24 protein-coding genes and 1 tRNA gene are annotated in these 24,805 nt (G+C 69.4%); 12 read left to right on the top strand and 13 right to left on the bottom strand.

From position 1 onward, the window contains the following. Nucleotides 1-17 precede the first annotated feature (17 nt). From marP to nth, 4 genes are read right to left on the bottom strand one after another with little or no spacing between them, the layout of a single operon-like run. Nucleotides 18-1,208, bottom strand: a complete 1,191-nt coding sequence (gene marP, locus ACWDUM_RS12225; RefSeq protein ID WP_450134159.1) for an acid resistance serine protease MarP — start codon at nt 1,206-1,208, stop codon at nt 18-20. After that, a complete protein-coding gene (locus ACWDUM_RS12220) occupies nt 1,205-1,930 on the bottom strand; it encodes an NUDIX hydrolase (protein ID WP_450134158.1) in 726 nt (241 codons plus the stop codon). Before ACWDUM_RS12220 ends, marP begins: the two co-directional genes overlap by 4 nt. Beyond that, nucleotides 1,927-2,601, bottom strand: coding sequence for a TlpA family protein disulfide reductase (locus tag ACWDUM_RS12215; RefSeq protein ID WP_450134157.1), 675 nt, complete (start codon nt 2,599-2,601; stop codon nt 1,927-1,929). Before ACWDUM_RS12215 ends, ACWDUM_RS12220 begins: the two co-directional genes overlap by 4 nt. A gap of 8 nt (nt 2,602-2,609) precedes the next feature. Continuing rightward, nucleotides 2,610-3,290 (bottom strand): endonuclease III, encoded by a 681-nt coding sequence (nth, locus tag ACWDUM_RS12210; RefSeq protein ID WP_450114910.1) that lies wholly within the window; start codon nt 3,288-3,290, stop codon nt 2,610-2,612. 189 nt (nt 3,291-3,479) lie between these two features. Here nth and ACWDUM_RS12205 point away from each other — a divergent pair, with 189 nt between their 5' ends. After that, a complete protein-coding gene (locus ACWDUM_RS12205) occupies nt 3,480-3,737 on the top strand; it encodes a hypothetical protein (protein WP_450114891.1) in 258 nt (85 codons plus the stop codon). A 201-nt stretch (nt 3,738-3,938) separates the two neighbouring features. Continuing rightward, complete coding sequence (locus ACWDUM_RS12200; protein ID WP_007536532.1) at nt 3,939-4,613, top strand: Crp/Fnr family transcriptional regulator; 675 nt, start codon at nt 3,939-3,941, stop codon at nt 4,611-4,613. Nucleotides 4,614-5,213: 600 nt separating this feature from the next. On the opposite strand, the gene ACWDUM_RS12195 is transcribed toward ACWDUM_RS12200, so the two are convergent. From ACWDUM_RS12195 to ACWDUM_RS12185, 3 genes are all read right to left on the bottom strand, one after another. Next, on the bottom strand, nt 5,214-5,999 hold the full coding sequence (locus ACWDUM_RS12195) for an MBL fold metallo-hydrolase (protein ID WP_450114890.1): 786 nt from the start codon (nt 5,997-5,999) through the stop codon (nt 5,214-5,216). A 124-nt stretch (nt 6,000-6,123) separates the two neighbouring features. Beyond that, nucleotides 6,124-6,582: a RidA family protein gene (locus ACWDUM_RS12190; protein ID WP_450134156.1), complete on the bottom strand. Its 459-nt coding sequence runs from the start codon at nt 6,580-6,582 to the stop codon at nt 6,124-6,126. Between the two features lie 5 nt (nt 6,583-6,587). Next, on the bottom strand, nt 6,588-6,752 hold the full coding sequence (locus ACWDUM_RS12185) for a DUF4177 domain-containing protein (RefSeq protein WP_085999530.1): 165 nt from the start codon (nt 6,750-6,752) through the stop codon (nt 6,588-6,590). A 95-nt stretch (nt 6,753-6,847) separates the two neighbouring features. Between ACWDUM_RS12185 and ACWDUM_RS12180 the strand changes: the two genes are divergently transcribed. Both ACWDUM_RS12180 and ACWDUM_RS12175 read left to right on the top strand, forming a co-directional pair. Next, a complete protein-coding gene (locus ACWDUM_RS12180; RefSeq protein ID WP_450114888.1) occupies nt 6,848-7,864 on the top strand; it encodes an ArsA family ATPase in 1,017 nt (338 codons plus the stop codon). After that, complete coding sequence (locus ACWDUM_RS12175; protein ID WP_450114887.1) at nt 7,861-8,973, top strand: ArsA family ATPase; 1,113 nt, start codon at nt 7,861-7,863, stop codon at nt 8,971-8,973. Before ACWDUM_RS12180 ends, ACWDUM_RS12175 begins: the two co-directional genes overlap by 4 nt. Here the strand turns inward: ACWDUM_RS12175 and ACWDUM_RS12170 are convergent. Together ACWDUM_RS12170 and ACWDUM_RS12165 are read right to left on the bottom strand one after the other, a co-directional pair. Continuing rightward, nucleotides 8,861-10,222: an MFS transporter gene (locus tag ACWDUM_RS12170; protein ID WP_450114886.1), complete on the bottom strand. Its 1,362-nt coding sequence runs from the start codon at nt 10,220-10,222 to the stop codon at nt 8,861-8,863. The genes ACWDUM_RS12175 and ACWDUM_RS12170 overlap by 113 nt on opposite strands. Then, nucleotides 10,219-10,665, bottom strand: coding sequence for a MarR family winged helix-turn-helix transcriptional regulator (locus ACWDUM_RS12165; protein ID WP_450134155.1), 447 nt, complete (start codon nt 10,663-10,665; stop codon nt 10,219-10,221). The genes ACWDUM_RS12170 and ACWDUM_RS12165 overlap by 4 nt, the downstream gene beginning before the upstream one ends. Nucleotides 10,666-10,763: 98 nt before the next feature. On the opposite strand from ACWDUM_RS12165, the gene ACWDUM_RS12160 reads away from it, so the two are divergent. Next, nucleotides 10,764-11,213 (top strand): cupin domain-containing protein, encoded by a 450-nt coding sequence (locus ACWDUM_RS12160; protein WP_450134154.1) that lies wholly within the window; start codon nt 10,764-10,766, stop codon nt 11,211-11,213. A gap of 98 nt (nt 11,214-11,311) precedes the next feature. Here ACWDUM_RS12160 and ACWDUM_RS12155 read toward each other — a convergent pair whose 3' ends face one another. Then, nucleotides 11,312-11,635 carry a WhiB family transcriptional regulator gene (locus ACWDUM_RS12155; protein ID WP_450114883.1) on the bottom strand — a complete coding sequence of 108 codons (324 nt, stop codon included), beginning with the start codon at nt 11,633-11,635 and terminating at the stop codon, nt 11,312-11,314. A gap of 324 nt (nt 11,636-11,959) precedes the next feature. On the opposite strand from ACWDUM_RS12155, the gene ACWDUM_RS12150 reads away from it, so the two are divergent. After that, nucleotides 11,960-14,263: a penicillin-binding protein gene (locus tag ACWDUM_RS12150; RefSeq protein WP_450134209.1), complete on the top strand. Its 2,304-nt coding sequence runs from the start codon at nt 11,960-11,962 to the stop codon at nt 14,261-14,263. A 59-nt stretch (nt 14,264-14,322) separates the two neighbouring features. Here the strand turns inward: ACWDUM_RS12150 and ACWDUM_RS12145 are convergent, their stop codons facing one another. Beyond that, on the bottom strand, nt 14,323-14,799 hold the full coding sequence (locus ACWDUM_RS12145; protein WP_450114882.1) for a GatB/YqeY domain-containing protein: 477 nt from the start codon (nt 14,797-14,799) through the stop codon (nt 14,323-14,325). 69 nt (nt 14,800-14,868) lie between these two features. Here ACWDUM_RS12145 and ACWDUM_RS12140 point away from each other — a divergent pair, with 69 nt between their 5' ends. Beyond that, the gene (locus ACWDUM_RS12140; protein ID WP_450114881.1) at nt 14,869-15,831 is read left to right on the top strand and encodes a metallophosphoesterase; all 963 of its coding nucleotides are present in this window, start codon (nt 14,869-14,871) and stop codon (nt 15,829-15,831) included. Between the two features lie 38 nt (nt 15,832-15,869). Next, nucleotides 15,870-15,943, top strand: a tRNA-Pro gene (locus tag ACWDUM_RS12135). Nucleotides 15,944-16,015: 72 nt separating this feature from the next. Here the strand turns inward: ACWDUM_RS12135 and ACWDUM_RS12130 are convergent. After that, nucleotides 16,016-16,822, bottom strand: a complete 807-nt coding sequence (locus ACWDUM_RS12130) for an ABC transporter ATP-binding protein (protein WP_450134153.1) — start codon at nt 16,820-16,822, stop codon at nt 16,016-16,018. An 89-nt stretch (nt 16,823-16,911) separates the two neighbouring features. Next, nucleotides 16,912-17,289: a VOC family protein gene (locus tag ACWDUM_RS12125; RefSeq protein WP_450114879.1), complete on the bottom strand. Its 378-nt coding sequence runs from the start codon at nt 17,287-17,289 to the stop codon at nt 16,912-16,914. 139 nt (nt 17,290-17,428) lie between these two features. On the opposite strand from ACWDUM_RS12125, the gene ACWDUM_RS12120 reads away from it, so the two are divergent. The 4 genes from ACWDUM_RS12120 (at nt 17,429) to ACWDUM_RS12105 (ending at nt 24,679) form a co-directional block, all read left to right on the top strand. Further along, nucleotides 17,429-18,157 (top strand): HNH endonuclease family protein, encoded by a 729-nt coding sequence (locus ACWDUM_RS12120; protein WP_450134152.1) that lies wholly within the window; start codon nt 17,429-17,431, stop codon nt 18,155-18,157. Nucleotides 18,158-18,539: 382 nt separating this feature from the next. Beyond that, nucleotides 18,540-21,104, top strand: a complete 2,565-nt coding sequence (locus ACWDUM_RS12115) for a beta strand repeat-containing protein (RefSeq protein ID WP_450134151.1) — start codon at nt 18,540-18,542, stop codon at nt 21,102-21,104. A 287-nt stretch (nt 21,105-21,391) separates the two neighbouring features. Next, the gene (locus ACWDUM_RS12110; protein ID WP_450134150.1) at nt 21,392-22,195 is read left to right on the top strand and encodes an Ig-like domain-containing protein; all 804 of its coding nucleotides are present in this window, start codon (nt 21,392-21,394) and stop codon (nt 22,193-22,195) included. Nucleotides 22,196-22,372: 177 nt separating this feature from the next. Next, nucleotides 22,373-24,679, top strand: a complete 2,307-nt coding sequence (locus ACWDUM_RS12105) for a beta strand repeat-containing protein (RefSeq protein WP_450134208.1) — start codon at nt 22,373-22,375, stop codon at nt 24,677-24,679. Nucleotides 24,680-24,805 lie beyond the last annotated feature (126 nt).

The following is a 24,805-nucleotide window of genomic DNA, read 5'->3' as shown; positions in this document are numbered from 1 at the left end:
GGGGCAGCGCGGCCGCGCTAGAGGATGCAGGCGCCGGTGTCGACGGAATCGGCGGCGTAACCGGACTGCTCGAGCTGGCGGGACACCTCGGCTGCGGTCAGCGCGAACCCGGTGTCGCTGTTGTCGACGGCCGCGCCGAACACCAGGCCGAGGACGCGGCCCTGGTCGTCGACCAGCGGCCCGCCCGAGTTGCCCTGCCTGATCGACCCACGCACCGTGTAGACCTCGCGGGTGACGTCGGCGGCCCGGTAGATGTCGGGTCCGCTCAGGTCCAGCGTCTCGCGGATCCGCGCGGCGCTGGCCGTGAACGGGCCGCCGCCCGGATACCCGAGCACCAGGGCGTCGGAGCCGGACTCGGCGGGCTCGGGCGCGAACTGCAGCGCCTCGGCGTCGAGACCCGGCACGTCGAGCACCGCGACATCCACCTTGGGGTCGAACAGGACGACGGTCGCGTCGAGCGGGCCGTCCGCGCCGTCGACGACCACCTGGCTCGTACCCGCCACGACGTGGGCGTTCGTCATCACTCGCTCGGGCGCAACGACGAACCCGGACCCCTCCAGCGCACGCTGGCAGCTCGGTGCCACCCCTCGCACCCGCAGCACGCTCGGCTGCAGCCGGGCCGCGAGCGGGCCCTGCGCGATCGCCGCGTTCGGGGGATCCACGACCGCGATCGGGGTGCGGCCGAACGGGCCGATCACGTCCGGCAACCCGGACGTGTCTAGCAGCGCCGAGAAATCGCTCGGCAGCCGGCGCATCCAGTCCGGCGCCACGTCGTCGACCTGGGTGAGCACCCTCGACCCACGAACCGCAGCGGCGACCTCGGGCTGCGACGACGCCGTCAGCGGGATCGCCAGCAGCCACGCCGCGACGAGCACCGCGGCGCCCTGCAGACCCGCCCCGACAACACTGTCGACGGACCGGGCGACCGGGCTGTGCATACTTCCGCGGGCGGCGCGGCCGAGCACCATGCCCGCCACCTCACCGACGATCACCAACCCGATGATCAGCAGGATCCCGACCAGCACGCGGGCCCGTCCCCCGTCGACGTGCACGAGCACGTGTGGGGCGATGAGGATGCCGGCGACCGCACCGAGGACCACACCGAGGAAGGCCAGGGCGGACGCCACCGCGCCGTGCCGCCACCCCGACGTCGCGGCGAGCACCGCGATGGCCAGGACGGCGATATCGATCCAGGTCGACCCCGTCACCGCTCGTGCACCTCCACCACACCGGCATCGAGCTCGGCGAGCGTCACGTCGAGATCCCGCACGTCACGGCGGTCCCACTCGATCTCCCACCCTGAGACCGCGATCAGCCCCGCGAGGACGCCTGCGGTGAAACCCCAGATGAGGAAACCGTCGATCTGGAACGCCGGCCCCCGGTAGCCGAGCCGGTGCTCGACGATGAACCGGTTCTCGGGGTCCAGCAGGGACCGGACCGGCACTCGCGCGACCCGGGCGGTTTCGGCATGGTCGACCGGACGCACCGGAGTGGGCCGGTCCCAGTAGGCCACCACGGGCGTGACGTCGAAACCGGACGGCGGCACGAAGATCCCGGGCAGAACCGCCAGCGATCGGACACCGGACGGGTCGAGACCCGTCTCCTCCTCCGCCTCACGCAAGGCCGTCGCGATGGGCCCGTCGTCCTCGGGGTCGGCGGCACCACCGGGGAAGGCGACCTGGCCGCTGTGCTGGCGCAGCGTCGCCGCGCGCTGGGTCAGGAGCACGTCCGCGTTCTCCGGCAGCCCGCCGAGGCTGACCGGATCGGCCTCCTCCGAACCGCCGAACAGAACCAGGACGGACGCGTCCCGTACCTTCGCCCCGCTGGGGGCGCGCCGGCGCAGGACGGGGTTGATCGCGTGGTCGTCGCCGGGCGGCAACGTGACGACACGCTGCAGCCATTCCGGGGCGGGATGCTCGGTTCGGGTCACGACACGACACCCAGGTGCTCGCGGACCGCGGCGGCGATCTGGTCGGCGTCGTCGAACGGTTGCGGCAGCACGGCCGCGACCGTGCCGTCGGCGCGGACGAGCGCGGTGACGGGCAGCACCTTCGGTGCCCCGACCGCGGCCGCGATCCGCCCCGCCCCGTCCTGGACGCCGGGCAGGTGGACGCCGTACTCGGTCAGCGCGGACAACGCATTTCCCTCCTTGGGGTCCTGATGGACCGTCAACACCGTCACCGCGTCGCCGGCCCGGCGCGCGTACTCGTCGAGCGCGGGCAGTTCCTTCGCACACGGACCGCACCAGTAGGCCCACAGGTTCACCAGTGCGGGCTTGCCGGCCAGGGCGGCGCCGACGTCGATCCGGCCGCCGTCGCCGATGCAACCGAGCTCGATGCCGGCAAGCGGCCCGGACGCGGTGGTACCGGGGACGGGCGTCGGGCAGGGAGCCAGCGCCGCCGCGGCCCGCGGACCGGCCAGCGCCTCGTCGGTGTCACCGGCGACCCGTTCGACCGCGGACGGCGTGGCACCGCCGCTCCGGTAGTCGGCGTAACTGCGGGTCGTGGGCTCGTCGCCTCCGCGTGGCCAGATCGCGACCGCCAGCGCGGCGACCACGACAAGGGCAGCCAGGCTCCACCGGCCCGTGTTCGAGATGTGCACGCCCCGGTTCACCGACCCGCCAGGTCGAGGAGGTGTTCGGTCTCGGGTCCCTTGACCAAAGCGGCGGCCACACTCGGATCGGTCGGTCCGGCGCCGTACGACGGGCAGTCCTTCGCCAGGACGCACACCCCGCAGGCCGGCTTCTTCGCGTGGCAGACCCGCCGCCCGTGGAAGATCACCCGGTGCGATAGCAGGGTCCACTCCTTCCGAGGGATCAGTTCGCCGACCGCGCGCTCGACCTTGACGGGGTCCTCCTCGGCGGTCCAGCCCCACCGCCGCACCAGCCGCCCGAAATGGGTGTCGACGGTGATTCCCGGCACATCGAAGGCGTTCCCGAGGACGACGTTCGCGGTCTTGCGACCGAACCCGGGCAGGCTGACCAGATCGGTCATGTTCCCCGGAACCTCGCCGTCGAATCGTTCCACCAGAGCCCGCCCGAGCCCGATGATCGAGTTCGCCTTGTTGCGGTAGAAGCCGGTCGTTCGGATGTACTCCTCGAGCTCCGCGCGATCGGCTCCGGCGTAGTCGGCAGCCGTCCGATACCGGGCGAACAAGGCCGGCGTCACCTGGTTAACCCGCACGTCAGTGCACTGCGCGGACAGAATCGTCGCCACCGACAACTCGAGCGGGGTGCTGAAATCGAGCTCGCAGTAGACATGCGGGAACGCCTCCGCGAGGCGCCGGTTCATCCGGCGTGCCCGGCGGACGAGACCGAGCCGGGTCTCGTCCCGCTTCGGGCCCCCGGCGGGCGACGCCGCGCGGCCCCTCGCCGGGGTCTGGGAAACAGTGGTCGACACCCGTCCAACTCTACGGACGGCCCCGACACCCGCCGTCGCATCGTTTCGCTTCTGAGACATTGGCGGTGTTTACTGCCCCGTATGCAAGGTCTCGCTGTGGTGCTCTTCCCAGTGCTGCTCATGCTGTTTGCGCTGGCGATGGAGCGGGTGGAATTCCGGCTGCGCCGGCTCACGGTGCGTGAGCAGGAGGTGGAGGAATTCCTCGACAAGGCGAGCCACGCGGAGGTGGCCACCCTCGCTCAAGAGGGACTGCCTCGGGCGCTGGCCCGCTTCCACCTCCGCCGCAGGCGGGGGGCCCTCGACGACCACGAAGACCTGACCGAACGACGCGCCAGCTGACCGCAGGCTCCGCTGCGACCGGGTACCCGGTCATTCGCTCGACGCGCAGGGCGTGGCGCCGATCACTACTGTTCGAGTTCGGGACGATAGACTTCGATCGAAGTCAACGAACAGTCGGCACGTCCACACGTGCCGAGCCGGTGGACGTCCGCCCCACAGGGTGGCGCCCACCACACCGATTTTTCCGATGAAGGAGCGCACGTGGACGAGGTCCTGGCCAGAGCCGGTATCTTCCAGGGAGTCGAGCCCTCGGCGGTTGCCGCGCTGGTCAAGCAGCTACAGCCCGTCGATTTCCCCCGTGGGCACGTCATCTTCAACGAGGGTGAGCCGGGCGACCGCCTGTACATCATCGTGTCCGGCAAGATCAAGCTCGGACGCCGTTCCCCCGACGGCCGCGAGAACCTGCTGACGATCATGGGCCCCTCCGACATGTTCGGTGAGCTCTCGATCTTCGACCCGGGTCCGCGCACGTCGACGGCCACCACGGTCACCGACGTGCGGGCGGTGAGCATGGACCGCGACGCCCTCAAGTCGTGGATCGACCAGCGGCCCGAGATCGCCGAGCAGCTGCTTCGGGTTCTCGCCCGCCGCCTGCGCCGGACCAACAACAACCTGGCCGACCTGATCTTCACCGACGTTCCCGGCCGTGTGGCGAAGGCGCTGCTGCAGCTGGCCCAGCGGTTCGGCACCCAGGAGGGCGGCTCCCTGCGCGTCACCCACGACCTCACCCAGGAGGAGATCGCCCAGCTCGTCGGCGCCTCCCGCGAGACCGTGAACAAGGCGCTGGCGGACTTCGCCCACCGCGGCTGGATCCGACTGGAGGGCAAGAGCGTCCTCATCTCCGACTCCGAGCGTCTCGCGCGGCGCGCCCGCTGACACAGCGCAGACGCAAGAGAGAGCCGCCCACCCCGCTGTCGGGGTGGGCGGCTCTTTTCGTCGGACCGCGGCCGACCCGACCGCACATGCCGCCGGGTCCCGCTCGAGGCACCCTGGACAGGAGAAGGGCCCCGGTCCCGGGCTGGGACTGGGGCCCTTCTGCTGTTCGACGGCCGGATCGTGTGCTCGAACTACCGCCCCCCTCGGGGCACCCTCACGCACTCACCGCCGACGATGTGGGGACAGCACTCAGGCGGGGGTGCCGCCGTTGTCGGAGCTGCCGAGATCGAGCTGGAAGATGGTGCCGAACATGCCGATCAGCTGCACGATGCCGTTCTCGTCAGCGAGGTTTTCGAGGGATCCCACGTGTACTGCTCCTTGCGTTTGTGAGGGGGTTACGCACCGCAACGCAATGCGATGCCGGACAGATATGTACCGTCCCTCACGACCTCCCGCAGCCCGAGAAACCCGCACCACCCGGGCCCGCGGCGTCCTCCGTTCGAGCGACACCGCCCGCCACCAGCGCACATTCGTCGACCAACAGCGTTTATGTGATGTCCCACACATTTTCTGCGAATCTCGCTGTGCGGGATCGCGAAGTCAGCGTCGCAGGTAGTCGAGCTGCACGCGCACCGACTGCTCGGCCACCGGCCACAGCTTCGGGTCGACGTCGGAGTACACGTGCTCGACCACCGTGCGGACGGCGGCGTCGTCGCCCAGAACCTCGAGCGCGGACCGAACCTGCTCGAGCCGCTCCTCTCGATGCGCCAGGTACTGCTCGGCGACCGCCTGCACGTCGGGCAGGTCCGGCCCGTGCCCGGGCAGCACCGTCCGACCGGACCCCAGGTCGATCAGCGACCGCAACGACGAGAGGTAGTCGCCGAGATCGCCGTCGGTCGAGTCCAGGACGGTGGTGCCGCGACCGAGGATGGTGTCGCCGGTGAGCACCGACCCCTCCCCCTCGATCACGAAGGACGTCGAGTCCTTGGTGTGCCCGGGGGTCCGCAGTACCCGGATCGCGAGCCCGACCTCCTCGATCAGCTCCCCGTCGGGCAGGCCGGCGTCGGTGTGTCTGCGCAGCGACGGGTCGACGGCGCGCACCGGACTGCCGGTCATCTCGACGAATCGGTCGATGCCGTCGGTGTGGTCGTGGTGCCGATGGGTGATCAAAGTCAGCGCGACCGGCCCGACCTCCGCGACCCGCCGCAGGTGCTCCTCGTCGGCCTCGCCGGGGTCGACGACCACGCACTCCTCCCGCCCCGGCGCTCGGAGGATCCAGGTGTTGGTGCCGTCGAGCGTCATCATCCCGGGGTTGTTCTCCAACATCACCGCCGCGATCGGGGTGACCTGTCGCAGTTGGGCGTAAGCCGGATGTCCGAGGGTCATGGGCACACTCTACGGACGCGGATTCCGGCCTCCTCGACCCTCCGGTGCTGCGCGGTCCGGAGCGGAGACGACGTCGGCCCGCCCACCTGTGTGCAGTGGACGGGCCGACGAGAGTCGTTGCCGGTCAGCGGACCTCGACGATGAGCTCCACCTCGACCGGGGCGCCCAGCGGCAGCTCCGCGACCCCGACCGCGGAGCGCGCGTGCACGCCGGCATCCCCGAACACCTCGCCGAGGAACTCGGACGCGCCGTTGACGACGCCCGGCTGCCCGGTGAACCCCTCGGCGGACGCGACGAATCCGACCACCTTGACGACGCGGACCACCGAATCGAGCCCGACCAGGGCGTCGATCGCGGCCAGCGCGTTCAGCGCGCAGGTGCGGGCGGCCTCCTTCGCGGTGTCCGCGTCGACCGGCCCACCGACCTTGCCCGTGACCGGCAGCGAACCGTCGACGAACGGCAACTGACCGGACGTGTACACGAGATCACCGGTCCGCACCGCAGGCACATATGCCGCGACGGGTGCGGCCACCGCGGGCAGTGCGACACCGAGATCGGCCAGCCGCGCCTTCCAGTCCGCCATCGCGCTCAGCCCTTCGGACGCTTGAGGTAGGCCACGTGCTGCTCGCCCGTCGGGCCGGGCAGCACGGTGACGAGCTCCCAGCCGTCCCCGCCCCACTGATCGAGGATCTGCTTGGTCGCATGGGTCAGCAGCGGGACGGTCGCGTACTCCCACGTAGTCAATTCGCTCATGCCGGTGAGCCTAGTGCCCGCGCCCGCCGCCCTGCGCCGTCGTGTCAGGGGCCGGTCGCACAACGATTCACGGCCGCGACTTATAGGCTCGGGGGGTGGCAGCACCTGCGAACGCACCCGCCTACGAGTGGCCGGCCAAGGCCGACAAGGCCCGGCTGCATTTCGTCTCCGGCAAGGGCGGAACCGGAAAGTCGACCGTTGCGGCGGCGTTGGCGCTGGCCCTGGCCGCGGGCGGCCGGAGAGTGCTGCTCGTGGAGGTGGAGGGCAGGCAGGGTATCGCGCAGCTTTTCGACGTCCCACCGTTGCCGCCGACCGAGACCAAGATCGCCACCGCGGACGGCGGTGGCGAGGTGTTCGCGCTGGCCCTCGACATCGAGACCGCCTTCCTCGAATACCTGGACATGTTCTACAACCTGGGCTTCGCCGGCCGCGCGATGAAACGCATGGGCGCGATCGAGTTCGCGACCACCCTTGCGCCGGGCCTGCGCGACGTGCTGGTCACCGGCAAGATCAAGGAGTGCGTCGTCCGTTCCGACCGCAACGGGGTGCCCGTCTACGACGAGGTGGTGGTCGATTCCCCGCCGACGGGCCGGATCGGTAGCTTCCTGGACGTGACGAAGGCGATGTCCGATCTCGCGAAGGGCGGCCCGGTGCATTCGCAGTCGGAGGGCGTGGTGCGGCTGCTTCACTCGGACGAGACGATGGTGCACCTGGTGACGCTGCTCGAGGCGTTGCCCGTGCAGGAGACCGCGGACGCGGTCGAGGAACTCGAGGGCGCCGACCTGCGCCTGGGCACGGTGATCGTCAACCGCTCCAACACCGCGTATCTGCCGCCGGACACGATGGCGGCCGCCGCGGCGGGCACCGTCGACGCCGCCGCCGTCCGCGCCGGCCTCGACGCGGTGGGGATCACGCTCTCCGACGACGACTTCGCGGGACTGCTCACCGAGACGATCGAGCACGCGTCGACGCTGGCCGCCCAGGACGACAGCGCGGTCGAACTCGACAAGCTCGACGTGGCCCGGCTGCACCTGACCGCGTTGACCGACGGAGTCGACCTCGGCGGGCTCTACGAGCTGGCCGAGCAGCTCGCCGAGCAGGGCGTCCGATGAGCGCGGCACTCGACGTCGACGCGATCCTCACCGATCCGGCCGCGCGGATCGTGGTCTGCTGCGGATCCGGTGGCGTCGGGAAGACGACGACGGCGGCGGCGATGGCGTTGCGCGCCGCCGAGGAGGGCAGGCGGGTGGTCGTGCTGACGATCGACCCGGCCCGCCGGCTGGCCCAGGCCCTGGGGGTGCAGGACCTGGACAACACGCCGCAGCCGGTGCAGCTCGGACCGGGCGCGACCGGCGAGCTGCACGCGATGATGCTGAACATGCGCCGCACCTTCGACGACATGGTGCTCGAGCACTCCTCCCCGGAGAAGGCGCAGCAGATCCTGGCGAACCCCTTCTACCAGACCGTCGCCACCTCGTTCTCCGGGACGCAGGAGTACATGGCGATGGAGAAGCTCGGCCAACTCGCCGCCAGCGACGAGTGGGATCTGGTGGTCGTGGACACGCCGCCGTCGCGCAACGCGCTGGACTTCCTCGACGCGCCGCAACGACTCGGATCCTTCCTCGACGGACGGATGATCCGGCTGCTGTCGGCGCCGGGACGCGGGATCGGGCGCCTGGTCACCGGCGCGATGGGGCTGGCGCTGCGGGCGGTCTCGACGATCATCGGCAGCCAGATGCTCTCGGATGCCTCGGCGTTCGTGCAGTCTTTCGAGTCGATGTTCGGCGGGTTCCGGGAACGGGCCGCGCACACATACGAGCTGCTGCGCGCGCAGGGCACGCATTTCGTCGTCGTCGCCACCGCGGAGCCGGACGCCCTGCGAGAAGCCTCGTTCTTCGTCGAGCGGCTCTCCTCGGAGGGGATGCCCCTCGCGGGCCTGGTCCTCAACCGAACCCACCCGACGCTGAGCGCGCTACCGGCCGATCACGCGGTCGCGGCTGCCGATCTGCTCAAGAAGCGGGGCGAGCACCCGATGACCGTGGCCGTCCTGCGGATCCACGCGGAGCGCGCCCGGACCGCTCAGCGCGAGCTGCGCCTGCTGGGACGGTTCACCGGGGCGCATCCGCGGGTTCCGGTGGTCGGGGTGCCGTCGCTTCCGTTCGAGGTGTCCGATCTGGAGGCGCTGCGGGCGGTTGCCGATCAGCTGACCGGTCGGGGCTGACGGGCTCGGACACCGGGGCCGGTTCCGGCTCGGTTCGACGGTCGCGCCGGACCACGAGGGTGCCCAGTCCAGCGGCGACCAGACACGCGACCGCGCCCATCAGCAGGCCCACCCGTCCGCCGAAGTGCTCGGCGACCGCACCGGCGATCGGCCCGCCGACCGGGGTGGACCCGAGGAACGCCACCGACCACAACGCCATCACCCGCCCGCGCATGTGCGGCGCCGCCTCGAGTTGCAGGGTGCTGTTGCCGACCGACAGGAACCCGACGCTGGCGGCGCCCACGCAGACCAGGAGCACCAGCGCGAGCCACAACGTCGGGGCGAGTGCCGCCGCGCCGATGACGACGCCGAACAGGGCCGCCGACGCGATCAGTGCCGGGATTCCGGTCCGTCCGCGGGCCGCGACGAACAGGCCGCCGAGCACCGCACCGACCCCCATCGCGGCGGTCATGAACCCGTACACGCTGGCGTCGCCGCCGAACGTGTCCCGGGCGAGTACGGGAAGGACCACCTGGAACTCGTAGGCGAGGCAGCCGACCAGCGCCATCATCAGCAGCGGCACGAGCAGGCCCGGTGTGCGGGCGACGTAACTCAGGCCCTCCCGCAGCTGCCCGGGTTCGCGGGGCGCCGGCGGAGACGGGCGCAGCGCGGCGACGTCGAGCCGAACCAGGGACGCCACCACGGCGACGAAGCTGAGTGCGTTGAGCAGGAAACAGATGCCGAGTCCGCCGGTGGCGATGACGAGGCCCGCGATCGCGGGACCGATCGCGCGCGCGGCGTTGACCAGCACCGAGTTGAGGCTGACGGCGTTGCGCAGATCCTCGGGCCCGACCATCTCGAGCACGAAGGACTGGCGGGCGGGGTTTTCGAAGCTGTTGTTCAGACCCAGCAGGAACGCGAGCACGTACACGTGCCACAGCTCGACGGTGTCGGTGACCGTGAGCACGCCCAGGATCAGGGCCAGCAGACCCATCATCGTCTGCAGGCCGATCATGAGCTTGCGCTTGTCGAGCCGGTCCGCGACGACACCGCCGTAGGGACCGAACAGCAGCACCGGCAGGGTCTGCAGTGCCACCACCGATCCCAGCGCGGTACCCGACCCGGTCAGCTGCAGCACCAGCCAGGACTGTGCGACGGACTGCATCCAGGTGCCGATCATCGACACCGCCTGACCGCCGAAGTAGATCCGGTAGTTGGGGACGGCCAGCGAGGAGAACGTGTCGCGGCGGAACTCGGCGAGGGTGGTCACGACGCGGTCGTCGCGATCTCCCGGGCCAGCGCCTCGATGGCGGGCAGCGCCGCGACCACCGCGTCGGCGTCCTCGTCGGGCAGGCGACCGAGGGCGTCGGCGAACAGTTGGGTGCGCTCACTGCGCAGCCGGCGGTGCAGTGCCTCCCCGTCCTCGGTGACCTGCACCCGGGCCGCGCGCCGGTCCGCGGGGTCGGCGCTGCGCCGGAGCAGGCCGTCCCCCTCGAGCTTGCCGACCACCCGCGAGAGCATGGTTGGGTTCAGGCCCTCGGTCTCGGCGAGCGCGCCGAGGCCGAGCGGTCCGAGCCGGGCGACGGTGCCGAGCACCGACAGCTGCGTGCGGGTGAGCCCACCTCCGGACACGCGGCGATCGACGATCCGGGAGATGCGGGCCAGTGCGATCTTGAGCCGGGTGATCTCGTCCTCGGTGGGGAGATGGGTCACGGGTGTGCGCCTCCGAAGATAGTTGCCTATCGGCAAGCATACTCTTCGGAGCCGACGACTGCGCTGCACGAACCGGGTCGAGCTGCGAGGATCGCCGGATGACCGAGCCACCCGCGTGGGCGGAGCACCTGAACCTGGTACCCCACCCCGAGGGCGGCTGGTACCGCGAGACCTGGCGCAGCGACACCACACTCCCCGCGTCGGCACTGCCCGACGGCTATCCCGGCGACCGGGCGGCAGGCACGGCGATCCTCTTCCTGCTCATGCCCGGCCAGCGATCCGCCTGGCACACCGTGCGCGGTGCGGAACTGTGGTTCCACCACCGCGGGAGCCCACTACGACTCGACCTCGGCGGAGACGGCCCCGAACCCGGCCGGCCGGAGAGCCGGCTCCTCGGCCCCGACGTCGCCGCCGGACAGCACCCGCAACTGGTGGTGCCGCCCGGACACTGGCAGCGCGCCGAGCCGGTCGGCGACGAGGCGGCACTGGTCGGCTGCGTCGTGGTGCCGGGGTTCGATTTCGCGGATTTCCGCATGCACGAGCCGTGATGTCGCCACCACGACCGCCGCACACAGCACACCGGCCGGGACCTGAGTGCCAGATCCCGGCCGGCGGCCGAAGATTCATCCGTTCGGATGACAGGGATTCAGACGACAGACGCCTGGTTTCGCTGTGCCGAGAAGAAGTCGGCCCACGACTCCACCTCGGGGTGCTGCTTGAGGAGTGCGCGGCGCTGACGCTCGGTCATGCCGCCCCACACTCCGAATTCGACCCTGTTGTCCAGTGCGTCCGCTCCACACTGCATCAGCACCGGGCAGTGCCGACAGATGGTGGCCGCCTTGCGCTGCGCGGCTCCGCGAACGAACAACTGATCAGGATCGACCGTGCGGCATCGTGCCTGCGTAACCCACGCAATGCGCGCCTCAGCCTCTTCAACGTCCAACCGGCGACCCGGGGTGGTCACGGTCATCTTCTGCCCCTCCTGCAGTACAAGCGTCGCCCTCGCTGACGCTCCGGAAAGTGCCCGCGTCCGCCCTAGCATGGGCGAGACGCACCACATTCCCGATCTAGTGTTATCTGAATCACACTGGGTCACAATTTAGGCAATGTATAACGGTCTGCGCAAGATGCCCGACCCACTTTTTTGGTACGGACGTGCATCCAGATCGAATCGGCTGGTTGCTCTGGGAGCGGGAGCACACAGGACACGTACCCTGTCGTAGTGCCCATCGCAAAAACAGTCGCGAAACTCGCTGGATGCACGGCCCTGGCCGGCGCCCTCCTTGCGGGTGTGATGTTCCCCCTGGCGGGCGGGTTCGGCATGGTCTCGAACCGCGCCGCCGACACAGTCGACAACGTCTCGGCCGAACTGGTCGAGGGTGACGTGCCCGCGGTGTCGACGATGGTCGACGTCGAGGGCAACCCCATCGCGTGGCTGTATGAGCAGCGCCGATTCGAGGTTCCGAGCGACAAGATCTCCAACGACATGAAGTTGGCGATCGTCTCTGTCGAGGACCGCCGCTTCGCGGACCACAAGGGGGTCGACTGGCAGGGCACGGTGCGGGCCTTCCTCACCAACACCACCAGCGGTCAGGTCCAGCAGGGCGCCTCGACCATCGACCAGCAGTACGTGAAGAACTACCAACTGCTGGTTGTTGCCAAGACCGACGCCGAGCGCCGCGCCGCGATCGAGACGACGCCGGCACGCAAGATCCGTGAGATCCGGATGGCGCTGACGCTGGACAAGAAGCTCACCAAGGACGAGATCCTCACCCGGTACCTGAACCTGGTCCCGTTCGGCAACGCGTCCTTCGGCATCCAGGACGCCGCACAGACCTATTTCGGCATCGACGCCAAGGACTTGAACCTCACCCAGTCCGCGATGCTGGCAGGCATGGTCCAGTCCAGTTCGGCACTGAACCCGTACACCAACCCGGAAGGCGTGCTCGAGCGCCGCAACACCGTGCTGGACACGATGATCGTCAACATCCCGGACCGGGCCGACGAGATCCGCGCGGCGAAGCAGGAGCCGCTCGGGGTGCTACCGGAACCGAAGTCGCTGCCACGCGGCTGCATCGCCGCCGGTGACCGCGGATTCTTCTGCGACTACGCCTTGCAGTACCTGGCGAACGCGGGCATCAGCCGCGAACAGGTCGAGAAGGGCGGGATGCTGATCAAGACCACCCTCGATCCCTCCGTGCAGGACTCCGCGCACGCAGCCCTGACCGCGACCGCCCGGCCGGACATCGACGGCGTCGCCCAGGTGATGAACGTCATCCACCCCGGTCAGGACCAGCACCGCGTGCTTGCGATGAGCAGCAGCCGCAACTACGGCCTCAACGGCGCGATCAACGAGACCGTGCAGCCGCAGCCCTACTCCCTGGTCGGCAACGGCGCGGGGTCGATCTTCAAGGTGTTCACCACCGCTGCGGCGATGGAGAAAGGTCTCGGCACCAGCGCGGTCCTGCAGGTGCCGTCACGGGTCGACGTGAAGGGAATGGGCAACGGCGGCGCGCGGGGCTGCCCCGCCGCCACCTACTGCGTCGAGAACGCAGGCAAGTACCCGGCGGCGCTGTCGGTCACCGATGCGCTCGCACAGTCGCCGAACACGGCGTTCGTCAAGCTGATCGAGTCGGTCGGGGTGACCCCGACGGTCGACATGGCCGTGCGGCTGGGCATGCGGTCGTACGCGCAGCCGGGCACGTCCGGCTACGGCGACGGCCAGTCGCTGGCCGACATGCAGAAGCAGCAGAACCTCGGCTCGTTCACCCTCGGTCCCACGTGGATCAACCCGCTCGAGCTGTCGAACGTCGCCGCGACCCTGGCCTCGCACGGCAAGTGGTGCCCGCCGACACCGATCGACTCGATCTTCGACCGGTACGGCAAGCCCGTCTCGATCACCCAGCAGGCGTGCGAGCAGGTCGTCGAGCCGGGCCTGGCGGACACCCTCGCGAACGCGATGAGCAAGGACGACAAGCCGGGCGGCACGTCCGCGGCGGCTGCGGGTGCGAACGGGTGGACACTGCCGATGGCGGGCAAGACCGGCACCACCGAGTCGCACATGTCGTCGGCGTTCATGGGCTTCACGAACAACCTGGCGGCCGCCGTGTACGTGTACGCGGACTCCCCCACGCCGCGGGAGATCTGCACCTCGCCACTGCGACAGTGCGGCGATGGCAACGTCTTCGGCGGCAACGAACCCGCTCAGGCCTGGTTCAAGGCGATGAAGCCGATCGCCGATCAGTTCGGTCCCACCGAACTGCCCCCGATCGATCCGAAGTACCAGCGCGGCTCGCAGAACGCGCAGGTTCCGGAGGTCGCGGGGATGAGCGAGTCGCAGGCGACCGCGGCCCTCAAGGCGGCCGGATTCGGCGTGAACGCGGTCTCGACCGCGGGGGACGGCTCGAAGGGCACGGTGCTCAGCTCGTCGCCCGCCGGGTCCGCGGTGCCCGGGTCGTCGGTCACGCTCTATGTCAGTGACGGCACGCTGCGGGCGGCTCCGGCGACGACACCGGCTTCTCCCGCCCCGGGCCCGGGCCAGATTCAGATCCAGCTGCCCAACCTGCCCGCGCTACCGCTCCTGCCTCTGCCCCGGTAGCGGGGCCGCCTGTGTGTGAATTTCCCCGCGGGAAATTCACACACAGGCGCCCAGCTCTCCTAGAGGCGGTCCTTGACGGCCTTCGAGATCCGGGAGCCGTCGGCCTTGCCCGCGGCGAGGGCGGTGGCGGCCTTCATGACCTGGCCCATCTGCTTCATGCCCGGGCGTTCGCCAAGCTCCTCGGCAATCTGGGCGATGGCGGTGTCGGCGACGTCGGCCAGTTCGGCGTCGGTGAGCGGTGTGGGCAGGTAGCCGTCGATGACCTGCGCTTCGGCACGCTCGTTCGCGGCAAGCTCCCCGCGTCCGTTCTCGGTGTAGATTTCGGCGGCCTCGCCGCGCTTCTTCGACTCCTTGGCGAGCACCTTGAGGACTTCGTCGTCGCTGAGTTCGCGGGCTTCCTTGCCGGCCACCTCCTCGGTCTGGATGGCGGCGAGGACCATCCGCAGCGTCTTCAGACGCAGGGTGTCCTTGGCCTTCATGGCGGTGGTCATGTCGGCGCGGAGGGTGGCTTTGAGGGTGCTGGTGGAGTCGGACATGGTTTCGAACGCTACGCGCCCGCACCGGCGACGCGCATGTCCATTGCCGGCGCTGCGTATCCTGAAATGGTGTTTGACAACCCTCGCACCGTCCTCCGTGGCACCGCTGCCGGGCTGGCGGGTGCCGCGGCCCTCGGTGTCGGCTACGCCTCCCTGATCGAGCGGAACGCCTTCACACTGCGTGAGGTGACGATGCCGGTGCTCGAACCGGGCTCGTCGACCCTGCGGGTGCTGCACCTGAGCGACCTGCACATGATGCCCGGACAGAAACTCAAGCAGAACTGGCTGCGAGAGCTGGACCGGCTCGAACCGGACCTCGTGGTCAACACCGGCGACAACCTGGCGCATCAGCGCGCAGTACCCGCCGTGGTCCAGTCGCTGGGCAGCCTGCTGGCACGGCCGGGCTTGTTCGTCTTCGGCAGCAACGACTACTTCGGGCCGAAGCCGAAGAACCCGTTCAAGTACTTCAACAAGGAACACAAGCGCACCTTCGGCGAGCCGCTGCCGTGGCAGGACCTGCGCGCCGCGTTCACCGAGCGCGGCTGGCTGGACGTGACGCACACCCGCCGCGAGCTCGAGGTGGCCGGGGTCCGGATCGCGACCGCCGGCGTCGACGACCCGCATCTGAAGCGCGACCGCTACGACACCATCGCGGGCGCTCCGAACCCGGTGGCGAACCTCAAGCTCGGGATCACGCACTCCCCCGAGCCTCGGGTGCTGGATCGGTTCGCCGACGACGGCTACGACCTGGTGCTGGCCGGGCACACGCACGGCGGTCAGCTGTGCCTGCCGTTCTACGGTGCGCTGGTGACGAACTGCCAGATCGACCGGTCCAGGGTGAAGGGCCCGTCGCGGTGGGGCGCGCACATGCAGCTGCACGTGTCGGCGGGGATCGGCACGTCGCCGTACGCGCCGGCCAGGTTCTGCTGCCGCCCGGAGGCGACCCTGCTGACGCTCGTTCCGACCGCCGAGAAGGGTCCGAAACAGGGGGTTCAACCAGGCGTTTCGCGTTCTTCGGCAGTCGTGCGCTAAGCTTTGCTGGCTGCCCGGGAACGGGCAGTCGGTAAGACCGGGGTGTGGCGCAGCTTGGTAGCGCGCTTCGTTCGGGACGAAGAGGTCGTGGGTTCAAATCCCGCCACCCCGACGGTCGTCGAAATCCTCCATCCGATGCATTTCGGATGGAGGATTTCGTCGTTTTCGGGTCCGTGGCGAATTGTCAGTGGACGCGAGCGGCGCCGGTGGCCGACCACCTGCCGTTGTTGCGGTCGATCCGGATCGGGTGTTCGAAGGCACGCGAGATCACGTCGGAGTCCACTGCTTCGTCCACCGGGCCCGCCGCGATCACCCGGCCACCGGCAAGGACGAGGGCGTGTGTCGTGGAGGCAGGCAGCTCCTCCAGGTGGTGAGTGACCAGGACCGAGGCCAGTTCCGGCCGGAGCACCCGCAGTTCGGCGAGGACGTCGAGCAGGATCTCTCGCGCCGCGAGATCGAGGCCGGTGGTGGGCTCGTCGAGCAGCAGCAGGTCCGGTTCGGTGACCAGCGCTCGGGCGATGAGCGCGCGACCCCGCTCCCCCTGGGACAGCACCGCCCACCGATCGGACGTGCGGGCGGACAGGCCCAGTGCGCCGATGAGCTCGTCGGCTCGTTCCGCTTCGCTCTCCGCGGGTGCCCACCGCTTGGGCAGGTCCGCGGCGGCGTGCAGTCCGGTCAGGACCACGTCGCGGACCGGCAGGTACGGCTCGATTCGTGAGCGAGGGTCGACGTGGCCGATGTGCGTGCGAAGCCACCTCATGTCGACGCGGCCGAGCCGGTGCCCGAGCACGTGCACGGTCCCGCGGGTCGGATGCAGTCGGGCACCGCACAATGCGAGCAGCGTCGACTTGCCGGCGCCGTTCGGCCCGAGCAGCGTCCACTGCTCCCCGGAGCGCACGTCGACGCTGACCGAGTCGATCAGCGCTCGCCCCTGCCGCAGCACGCTCACATCACGCACCGAGAGCACCCTGTCGTCACGTTCGCCGCTCACGCCCACCTCCGATGTCCAAGTCCTCTGGTTGTCTGACAAGACGGTAGCCCGCAGGGCGACGGAGGCGGTTCGCGGAGTCCCCTTCCGGCTCAGTCCTGGTGAATCTGGACGAGGTTGCCGCAGGTGTCGTCGAAGACGGCGGAGACGCCGGACGGATCGCTGGTCGGTTCGCCTGTGAAGCGAACACCGAGCCCGATCAACCGCTCGTACTCGGCCCGGACGTCCGGCACCCCGAACACGATGGTCGGCATCCCGAGCCCGTACACGCCCTCCCGGTAGGCGGTGGCGATCGGGTTGTCACTCGGCTCGAGCAGCAACCCGACACCGTCCGGGTCCTCCGGGGACTTCACGATGAACAGGTTGTGGTCGGGCATCGCGAGCAGTTCCCGGAAACCGAGCGTCTTCGTGTAGAAGTCGAACGCCGCGGCGGGATCGATGACGTGGATTCCGCACATCTTGATTCGCATGGTGCCGAGGCTATCGGTGCCCGACGCGACCCGCACGGCGCCGCGGTTGCCGGACAGGGCACAGTGATGGGCGTCCGCCTCGATCCAGGAGAACCCGATCACCGCCCTGTCTTCCGCGCTGCGCCGCCGCGCCGCGCTCGTGTCGCTGACGGCGTGCGCCGTGCTGGCGTCCGCGGCGTGCGGTACGGCCCTGGACGCGGCGCCTTCCGATCCGCAGGCACCGAGCATCGCCGTGGACCCGGCGCACGATGCCCCGTCCGACCCGCCGACGGCGGCACCGGATCCGGGGTCGGAGTATGCCCTCCGCCTGCTGTCGACCCTGCCGGTCAAGGGCCACGCCCCGAAGTCGGGATACGACCGCGACCTGTTCGGACAGTCCTGGACCGACGATGTGGACGTCGAGGGCGGACACAACGGCTGCGACACCCGCAACGACATCCTGCGACGCGACCTGACCGATGTCGCCACCCGGGACAACACCCGGGGATGCAAGGTCACCTCGGGCACACTGTTCGACGAATACACCGGCGAGACAAAAGCTTTCGCCTCGGGGCCGAGCACATCACCCCTGGTGCAGATCGACCACCTGGTGTCGCTGTCGAACGCGTGGCAGACGGGAGCACAGCAGCTCGACGAGGCGACCCGGACGGCCCTCGCGAATGACCCGCTCAATCTGCAGGCAGTGGCCGGGGCGGTCAATCAGAAGAAGGGCAACGGTGACGCCGCGACGTGGCTGCCGCCGCGCGGCGCGTATCGCTGCACCTATGTCGCGCGACAGGTCGAGGTGAAGGCACGGTACGGACTGTGGGTGACCCAGGCCGAACGGGAGGCCATCGCTCGAACCCTGTCCAACTGCGGCACAGCATGATCCGCGCCGGGCAGCCGACGCGACCGACCCGACCGGTCTGATCGTCCGCGGCACACCACCGGCCAAGCCCCCTGCCGGGCCCGACGCCTGCGGCGCCGGTTGGGCGCGTGAGTCCGATTTGGACTGAAACCAACTATCGAAGCGCCGGACAACGGCCCGGCAAGATGGTAATGATGGACATTTTTATTCGCGGCATCGAACTCTAAAGCGCTGGTAGAGACCCCTATTTCAGGGGAACGTCATCCAAACGGATGAACCACGCCGTCCCGTTACCGAAAATTCTCAAAACTGCAACGAGTTCTCACGCTCGCTGGCATGGTGTTGTGAATTTCATCCAGCCGAGGCCCACGGAACACCCCACCGAGGGGCGCAAGGAGAGTCGATGTCCAAACCAACAGTGCGACAGGTCGCCGTGCCGGTCACATCCGCCGCGGTCGTCGCGGGCATGATGTTGATCGGCGCGCCGGCCAATGCCGCGACCACCAACTTCACCAGCTCCTGCCAGGCGAAGTCGATCATCACCGTCGACAAGACGGTGGCTGCCTCGATGACAGTCGACGCCCCGGCGACGGTTGCACCGGGTGAGACCTTCACCTACCGCATCCAGCCGAATGCGTCCTCGTACCCGGACAAGGACTCGGGCGCGACCACGACCAACGTCTCGCGGATCAAGTACGACTACGCGATCCCGAGCAACGCCACCTACGTCAGTGCGTCGGTGGTACCGGGCACTGCGGTCAACCTCGACAACGTCGCCCCGAACGTGCTCCGCGTCAACGACAGCGGCGCGGTGGACGCCAACGGCGGCATCGTTCGGCTCTCCGGCAACAACGAGGTCGTCGGCAACGGCACGTCGAACTCGACCAACTCCGAGGGCGGAATCCGGGCCCCGAAGCTCAAGAAGAACCTCGACGGCACCACCAACTCCGCCGGTGACAGCTGGTTCCGGCTGCCCGCCGTGGACGTGACCATGGTCGCCGGGGCGTCGGGCGTCATCGAGCCGAAGCTGCGCACCGCCGGGTCCGCCGCGAGCTACGGCAACGACCAGAACTTCAGCACGTCGCTGGCGAAGGCGAGCCTCCTCGGTACGCAGTGGGCGCCGACCCGGTGCATCCCCAGCGACAACAAGAGCGCCCTGAACGCCGGCGCCGGCCCCCTGGCGACGATCACCATCAACGATCCGGGCCCGGTGGTCGTCGACTCCACCACGACGGTGAACGTCCCGGCGACCGCGAAGACCGGCACCGCCGTCGACCTCACCGCCACCGTCGCCCCCGCGGGCGCCACCGGCACCGTCCAGTTCAAGGACGGCGCCACCAACATCGGCGCCCCGGTCGCCGTCACGGGCGGCACCGCGACCCTGAACCACACCTTCACCACGAACGGATCCCACAGCATCACCGCCGTCTACAGCGGCGACGCGACCCACAACGCGTCGACCTCGGCCGCGGGCGCCGTGGAGGTCACCACCGATCCGGTGATCGTCGACACCACCACGACGCTGAACGTCCCGGCGACCGCCAAGACCGGCACCGCCGTCGACCTCACCGCCACCGTCGCCCCCGCGGGCGCCACCGGCACCGTCCAGTTCAAGGACGGCGCCACCAACATCGGCGCCCCGGTCGCCGTCACGGGCGGCACCGCGACCCTGAACCACACCTTCACCACGACGGGTGCGCACTCGATCACCGCGGTGTACTCGGGTGACGCGACGAACCATCCGTCGACCTCCGCAGCGTCCACCGTGGACGTCTCGGTCAACGTGGTGGACACCACCACCACCCTGAACGTCCCGGCGACCGCCAAGACCGGCACCGCCGTCGACCTCACCGCCACCGTCGCTCCGACCGAGGCCACCGGCACCGTCGAGTTCAAGGACGGCGCAACGGTTCTCGGCAGCTCGCCGGTTTCCAATGGCACCGCGACCCTGAGCCACACCTTCACCACCGACGGCACCCACAGCATCACCGCCGTCTACAGCGGCGCCGAGGGCTTCGCCACCAGCACGTCCGCGGCAGGCACCGTCGAGGTCTCCACCGACCCGGTCGTGGTCGACTCCACCACCACCCTGAACGTCCCGGCGACCGCCAAGACCGGCACCGCCGTCGACCTCACCGCCACCGTCGCTCCGACCGAGGCCACCGGCACCGTCGAGTTCAAGGACGGCGCAACGGTTCTCGGCAGCTCGCCGGTTTCCAATGGCACCGCGACCCTGAGCCACAGCTTTACCACCGACGGCACCCACAGCATCACCGCCGTCTACTCCGGTGACGCCACCCACAACGCCTCGACCTCGGCCGCGGGCACCGTGGAGGTCTCCACCGACCCGGTCGTGGTCGACTCCACCACCACGGTGAACGTCCCGGCCACCGCCAAGACCGGCACCGAGGTGAGCCTCGCCGCCACCGTGGATCCGAGCACCGCCACCGGCACCGTCGAGTTCAAGGACGGCGCAACCGTTCTCGGCAGCTCGCCCGTCGTCAACGGTGTGGCGACACTGAACCACACCTTCACCACCGACGGCACCCACTCCATCACCGCCGTCTACTCCGGTGACGCCACCCACAACGCCTCGACCTCGGCCGCGGACACCGTGGAGGTCTCCACCGACATCGTGGTCGTCGACTCCGCCACCACGCTGAGCGTCCCGGCGACCGCCAACACCGGCACCGCCGTCGACCTCAAGGCCACCGTGAGCCCGACCGACGCCACCGGCACCGTCGAGTTCAAGGACGGCAACACGGTCATCGGCACCGCGCCCGTCGTCAACGGTGTGGCGACCCTGAACCACATCTTCACCACCGACGGCACCCACAGCATCACCGCCGTCTACTCCGGGGACGCCACCCACAACCCGTCGACCTCGCCGGCTGCCACCGTCGACGTCTCCACCGACGGGGGCAACCCGAGCGGCGGCGGATCGCTGGAGAACATCTTCGGTTCCTGATCCCAGTGCGAGCCCGGACCCCACGGTCCGCTGACAAGTAACCGACGGACGCCCCTCACACCACTGTGAGGGGCGTTCGTCGTCAGCACCCGGCGACGGCCCGTCCTGCGCTCATCACTCCGGTGACCACGACGGCCGTTCCAAAGGAGTCCAGCCATGTTCCACCCTGTTCACCGCGCCGTCGTGATGGCGACCGGATGCTCCGCAATCGTCACGGGGACGGTCCTGCTCGGCATTCCCGCCGGCGCCACACCTTCACGAGCGCCAGAGTCGTACCGGACACCGCCGTGGGCCTCGACGCCGTGACCCCGAACGTACTGCGCATCAACGACATCGGAGAGGTGGACGACAACGGACCCATTCTCCGTCTGTCGGGGTACAACGAGGTGATCGGCAACGGTGCGGACAAGTCCACCACCGGCGAGGGTGGCATTCGTGTCCCGAAGACCAAGCGGAATCTCGACGGGAGCACCAACGTCAACGGTGAAACGTGGTACCAGCTCCCGGCGGTTGAGGTCACGATGGTCGCGGGCGTCGGGGACGTCATCGAGCCGAAGGTACGCACCGGCGGAACCGCCTCCACGTACGCGAGTGACACCAACTTCCACACGTACCTCGCCAAACAAACACCCTTCAGCACCTTGTGGCTGGCGACCAGGTGCATCCCGAGCGACGACAGGAGCACGCCCAACACCGGAGCGGCGCCACTGGCCACCATCACGATCACCGATCCCGTGATCATGGACACCACCACCGCTCTGAGTGTCCCGGCTGCCGCGACCACCGGCGAAGCCGTTGACCTCCGGGTACTGGTCAGAACATCCGACGACACCGACGCGGTCGGCGGCACAGTCCAGTTCCAGGACAACGGGTCCGACATCGGCAGGCCGGTGGCCCTCGTCGACGGCGCGGCGAAGATGGTGCACGCCTTCACCACTGCGGGCAGCCACTCGATCATCGCGGCGTACAGCGGAGGGGCCGGATTCAAGGAGTGCATCTCCTCGGCCTCGACCGTGACCGTGTCCGACGCGACCACCCCCGGCAACCCCGGCGGCGGCTTCGGCTCGATGGAAGGCCTGTTCGGCTCGTAGGCCAGCCGAAAACTACTGTCATTCGTTCGATCGAATTCAGTCGAATCACTGTATGGCCCAATAGAAAATCATTGCCCTACCGTCGTCGGCACCGGTAGTTTCCGAGCCCGAAACATTACGCTCAGCGCGCATGCGGGCGGGGGCCCCGGCGCTTCCACACAGGAGGTTGCAGTGACCATGTCCCTGTCCCGTCGCCTCGCGACACCACTGATCGCGGCATCGGCCGTGGCCGGGCTGGTGTTCGGAGTGACCAGCGGCGTCGCCGCGGCCGATCCACCGCAGTCGTCGCGGTCGCTCCAAGACGCCCAACTGCTCCTGTCCAAGGAAGTGGTCGGCAGCAACGTCGTCCTGCCCGGAGCGTCCGTCACCTACCGGACCACGATCGCTTACACCACCGCCAACGGTGTCGGGAACGCGCCGCTGAACCAGCTCTCGATCGCGTACGTGCGCGAGGTTCCGCCGGCCGGCTGGACCCGCACCGCACAGTCCCTGAGCTACGCCGGCGGTGGCGGAACCTTCTCGACGCAGGACGGCGGCGCGAAGGTCACCTGCAGCAGCGGTTGCACCTTCCTCGTCGGTGGTTACGTGATCAAGTCCGGCCAGTCGGCCGTCCTCACCACCACCTACACGGTGCCCGCCGGCACCGCCCCCGGCGTCTACGACAGCGGCGCCTTCTCGGCCCAGCCGAACACCTGGAGTGGTGGCGAGCGCGGCAGCAACAACTTCGGCGTCTTCGTTCAGGTCGCCGACCCGAACGTCGCGACGACCACCACACTGAACGCCCCGGGCACCGCGACGGTCGGCCAGTCCGTGGCACTGACGGCGAACGTCGGCCCGGCCAACTCCGTCGGCACCGTGCAGTTCAAGGACGGCGGCGTCGACATCGGAGGACCGGTCACGGTCTCGGGCGGCAACGCCACCCTGAACCACACCTTCACCACAGCCGGGAACCACGACATCACCGCGGCGTTCACCGCAGGCGCCGGCTTCTACAACTCGGCATCGGGCGTGCAGACGGTCGCGGTGTCGCTCGCCGAGTCGACCACCACTCTGAACGTCCCGGCGACCGCGCACACCGACGAGGCGATCGACCTCACGGCCAACGTCGCGCCGGCAGATGCCACCGGCACCGTGCAGTTCAAGGACGACGCCACCGACATCGGTGCGCCCGTCCCGGTGAACGCGGGCACGGCGACGCTGAACCACACCTTCACCACCGTCGGCAACCACGACATCACCGCCGTCTACTCCGGTGACGCGACGCACGCCGGATCGACCTCCTCGGTGTCCGCGGTGGACGTCTCGGTCAAGGTCGTCGACTCCACCACCACCCTGACCGCCCCCGCGACCGCGACAATCGGTGCGGCTGTGGACCTGTCCGCGACCGTCGCCCCGGCCGACGCCACCGGCACCGTCGAGTTCAAGGACGGCGCCACCGTTCTCGGCAGCGCGCCCGTCACCGCGGGCACCGCCACCCTGAACCACACCTTCACCACCACCGGCAATCACGACATCACCGCCGTCTACTCCGGTGACGCCACCCACAACCCGTCGACCTCGGCCGCGGCCACCGTGGACGTGACCGTCGTCGAGTCGGCTGTCACGTTGACTGCACCGGCCACCACCGACACCACCACCCCGGTGGAGCTGACCGCCACCGTCAGCCCGGCCGACGCCACCGGCACCGTCGAGTTCAAGGACGGCGCCACCGTTCTCGGCAGCTCGCCCGTCACCGCGGGCACCGCCACCCTGAGCCACACCTTCACCGCAGGCACGCACAGCATCACGGCCGTGTACTCCGGTGACAGCACGCACGCCGGGTCCACTTCGGCCGCGTCCGCTGTCGAGGTGTCGGAGGCCGTCGTCGACACCACCACCGCGCTGACCGTCCCGGCCACCGCCAAGAACGGCACCGCCGTGGACCTGACCGCGACGGTCGACCCGGCCGCCGCCACCGGCACCGTCGAGTTCAAGGACGGCGCAACCGTTCTCGGCAGCTCGCCCGTCGTCAACGGTGTGGCGACGCTGAACCACACCTTCACCACCGACGGCACCCACTCCATCACCGCCGTCTACTCCGGGGACGCCACCCACAACCCGTCGACGTCGGCCGCGGACACCGTGGACGTCTCCACCGACATCGTCATCGTCGACACCACCACCGCACTGAGCGTCCCGGCGAGCGCCGAGACCGGCACCGCCGTGGAGCTCAAGGCCACCGTGAGCCCGACCGACGCCACCGGCACCGTCGAGTTCAAGGACGGCACCGAGGTCATCGGCACCGCGCCCGTCGTCAACGGTGTGGCGACCCTGAGCCACACCTTCACCACCGACGGCACCCACAGCATCACTGCGGTCTACTCCGGGGACGCGACGCACAACACGTCGATCTCGACGGCCGGCAGCATCGAGGTCTCGACCGACCCGGGCACCGGGGGCGGCGGCAGCAGCTTCGGCTCGCTGGAGAATCTCTTCGGTTCCTGAACTCCGGTACCGAGGTGAACGTTCCGGGGCCCTGACGGATCCCGGTGCACATCGATGGCGAATGCCCTCCGCATGCTGCGGGGGGCATTCGCGTGTCGGTTTCCGTCCGGATGCGCGCAACCCCTC

It is taken from the genome of Rhodococcus sp. NPDC003322, from assembly GCF_053589555.1.
This window is presented reverse-complemented; position numbering and strand designations above follow the sequence as displayed.

Bases quoted from the DNA above. Each gene is read 5' to 3' on its own strand.
- nth (WP_450114910.1), bottom strand. From the start codon at position 3,290: ATGAACCGGCGCCTCGCGGAGGCGTTCCCGCATGTCTACTGCGAGCTC.
- ACWDUM_RS12205 (WP_450114891.1), top strand. From the start codon at position 3,480: ATGCAAGGTCTCGCTGTGGTGCTCTTCCCAGTGCTGCTCATGCTGTTT.
- ACWDUM_RS12195 (WP_450114890.1), bottom strand. From the start codon at position 5,999: ATGACCCTCGGACATCCGGCTTACGCCCAACTGCGACAGGTCACCCCG.
- ACWDUM_RS12190 (WP_450134156.1), bottom strand. From the start codon at position 6,582: ATGGCGGACTGGAAGGCGCGGCTGGCCGATCTCGGTGTCGCACTGCCC.
- ACWDUM_RS12185 (WP_085999530.1), bottom strand. From the start codon at position 6,752: ATGAGCGAATTGACTACGTGGGAGTACGCGACCGTCCCGCTGCTGACC.
- ACWDUM_RS12175 (WP_450114887.1), top strand. From the start codon at position 7,861: ATGAGCGCGGCACTCGACGTCGACGCGATCCTCACCGATCCGGCCGCG.
- ACWDUM_RS12160 (WP_450134154.1), top strand. From the start codon at position 10,764: ATGACCGAGCCACCCGCGTGGGCGGAGCACCTGAACCTGGTACCCCAC.
- ACWDUM_RS12155 (WP_450114883.1), bottom strand. From the start codon at position 11,635: ATGACCGTGACCACCCCGGGTCGCCGGTTGGACGTTGAAGAGGCTGAG.
- ACWDUM_RS12150 (WP_450134209.1), top strand. From the start codon at position 11,960: ATGTTCCCCCTGGCGGGCGGGTTCGGCATGGTCTCGAACCGCGCCGCC.
- ACWDUM_RS12145 (WP_450114882.1), bottom strand. From the start codon at position 14,799: ATGTCCGACTCCACCAGCACCCTCAAAGCCACCCTCCGCGCCGACATG.
- ACWDUM_RS12125 (WP_450114879.1), bottom strand. From the start codon at position 17,289: ATGCGAATCAAGATGTGCGGAATCCACGTCATCGATCCCGCCGCGGCG.
- ACWDUM_RS12115 (WP_450134151.1), top strand. From the start codon at position 18,540: ATGTCCAAACCAACAGTGCGACAGGTCGCCGTGCCGGTCACATCCGCC.
- ACWDUM_RS12105 (WP_450134208.1), top strand. From the start codon at position 22,373: ATGTCCCTGTCCCGTCGCCTCGCGACACCACTGATCGCGGCATCGGCC.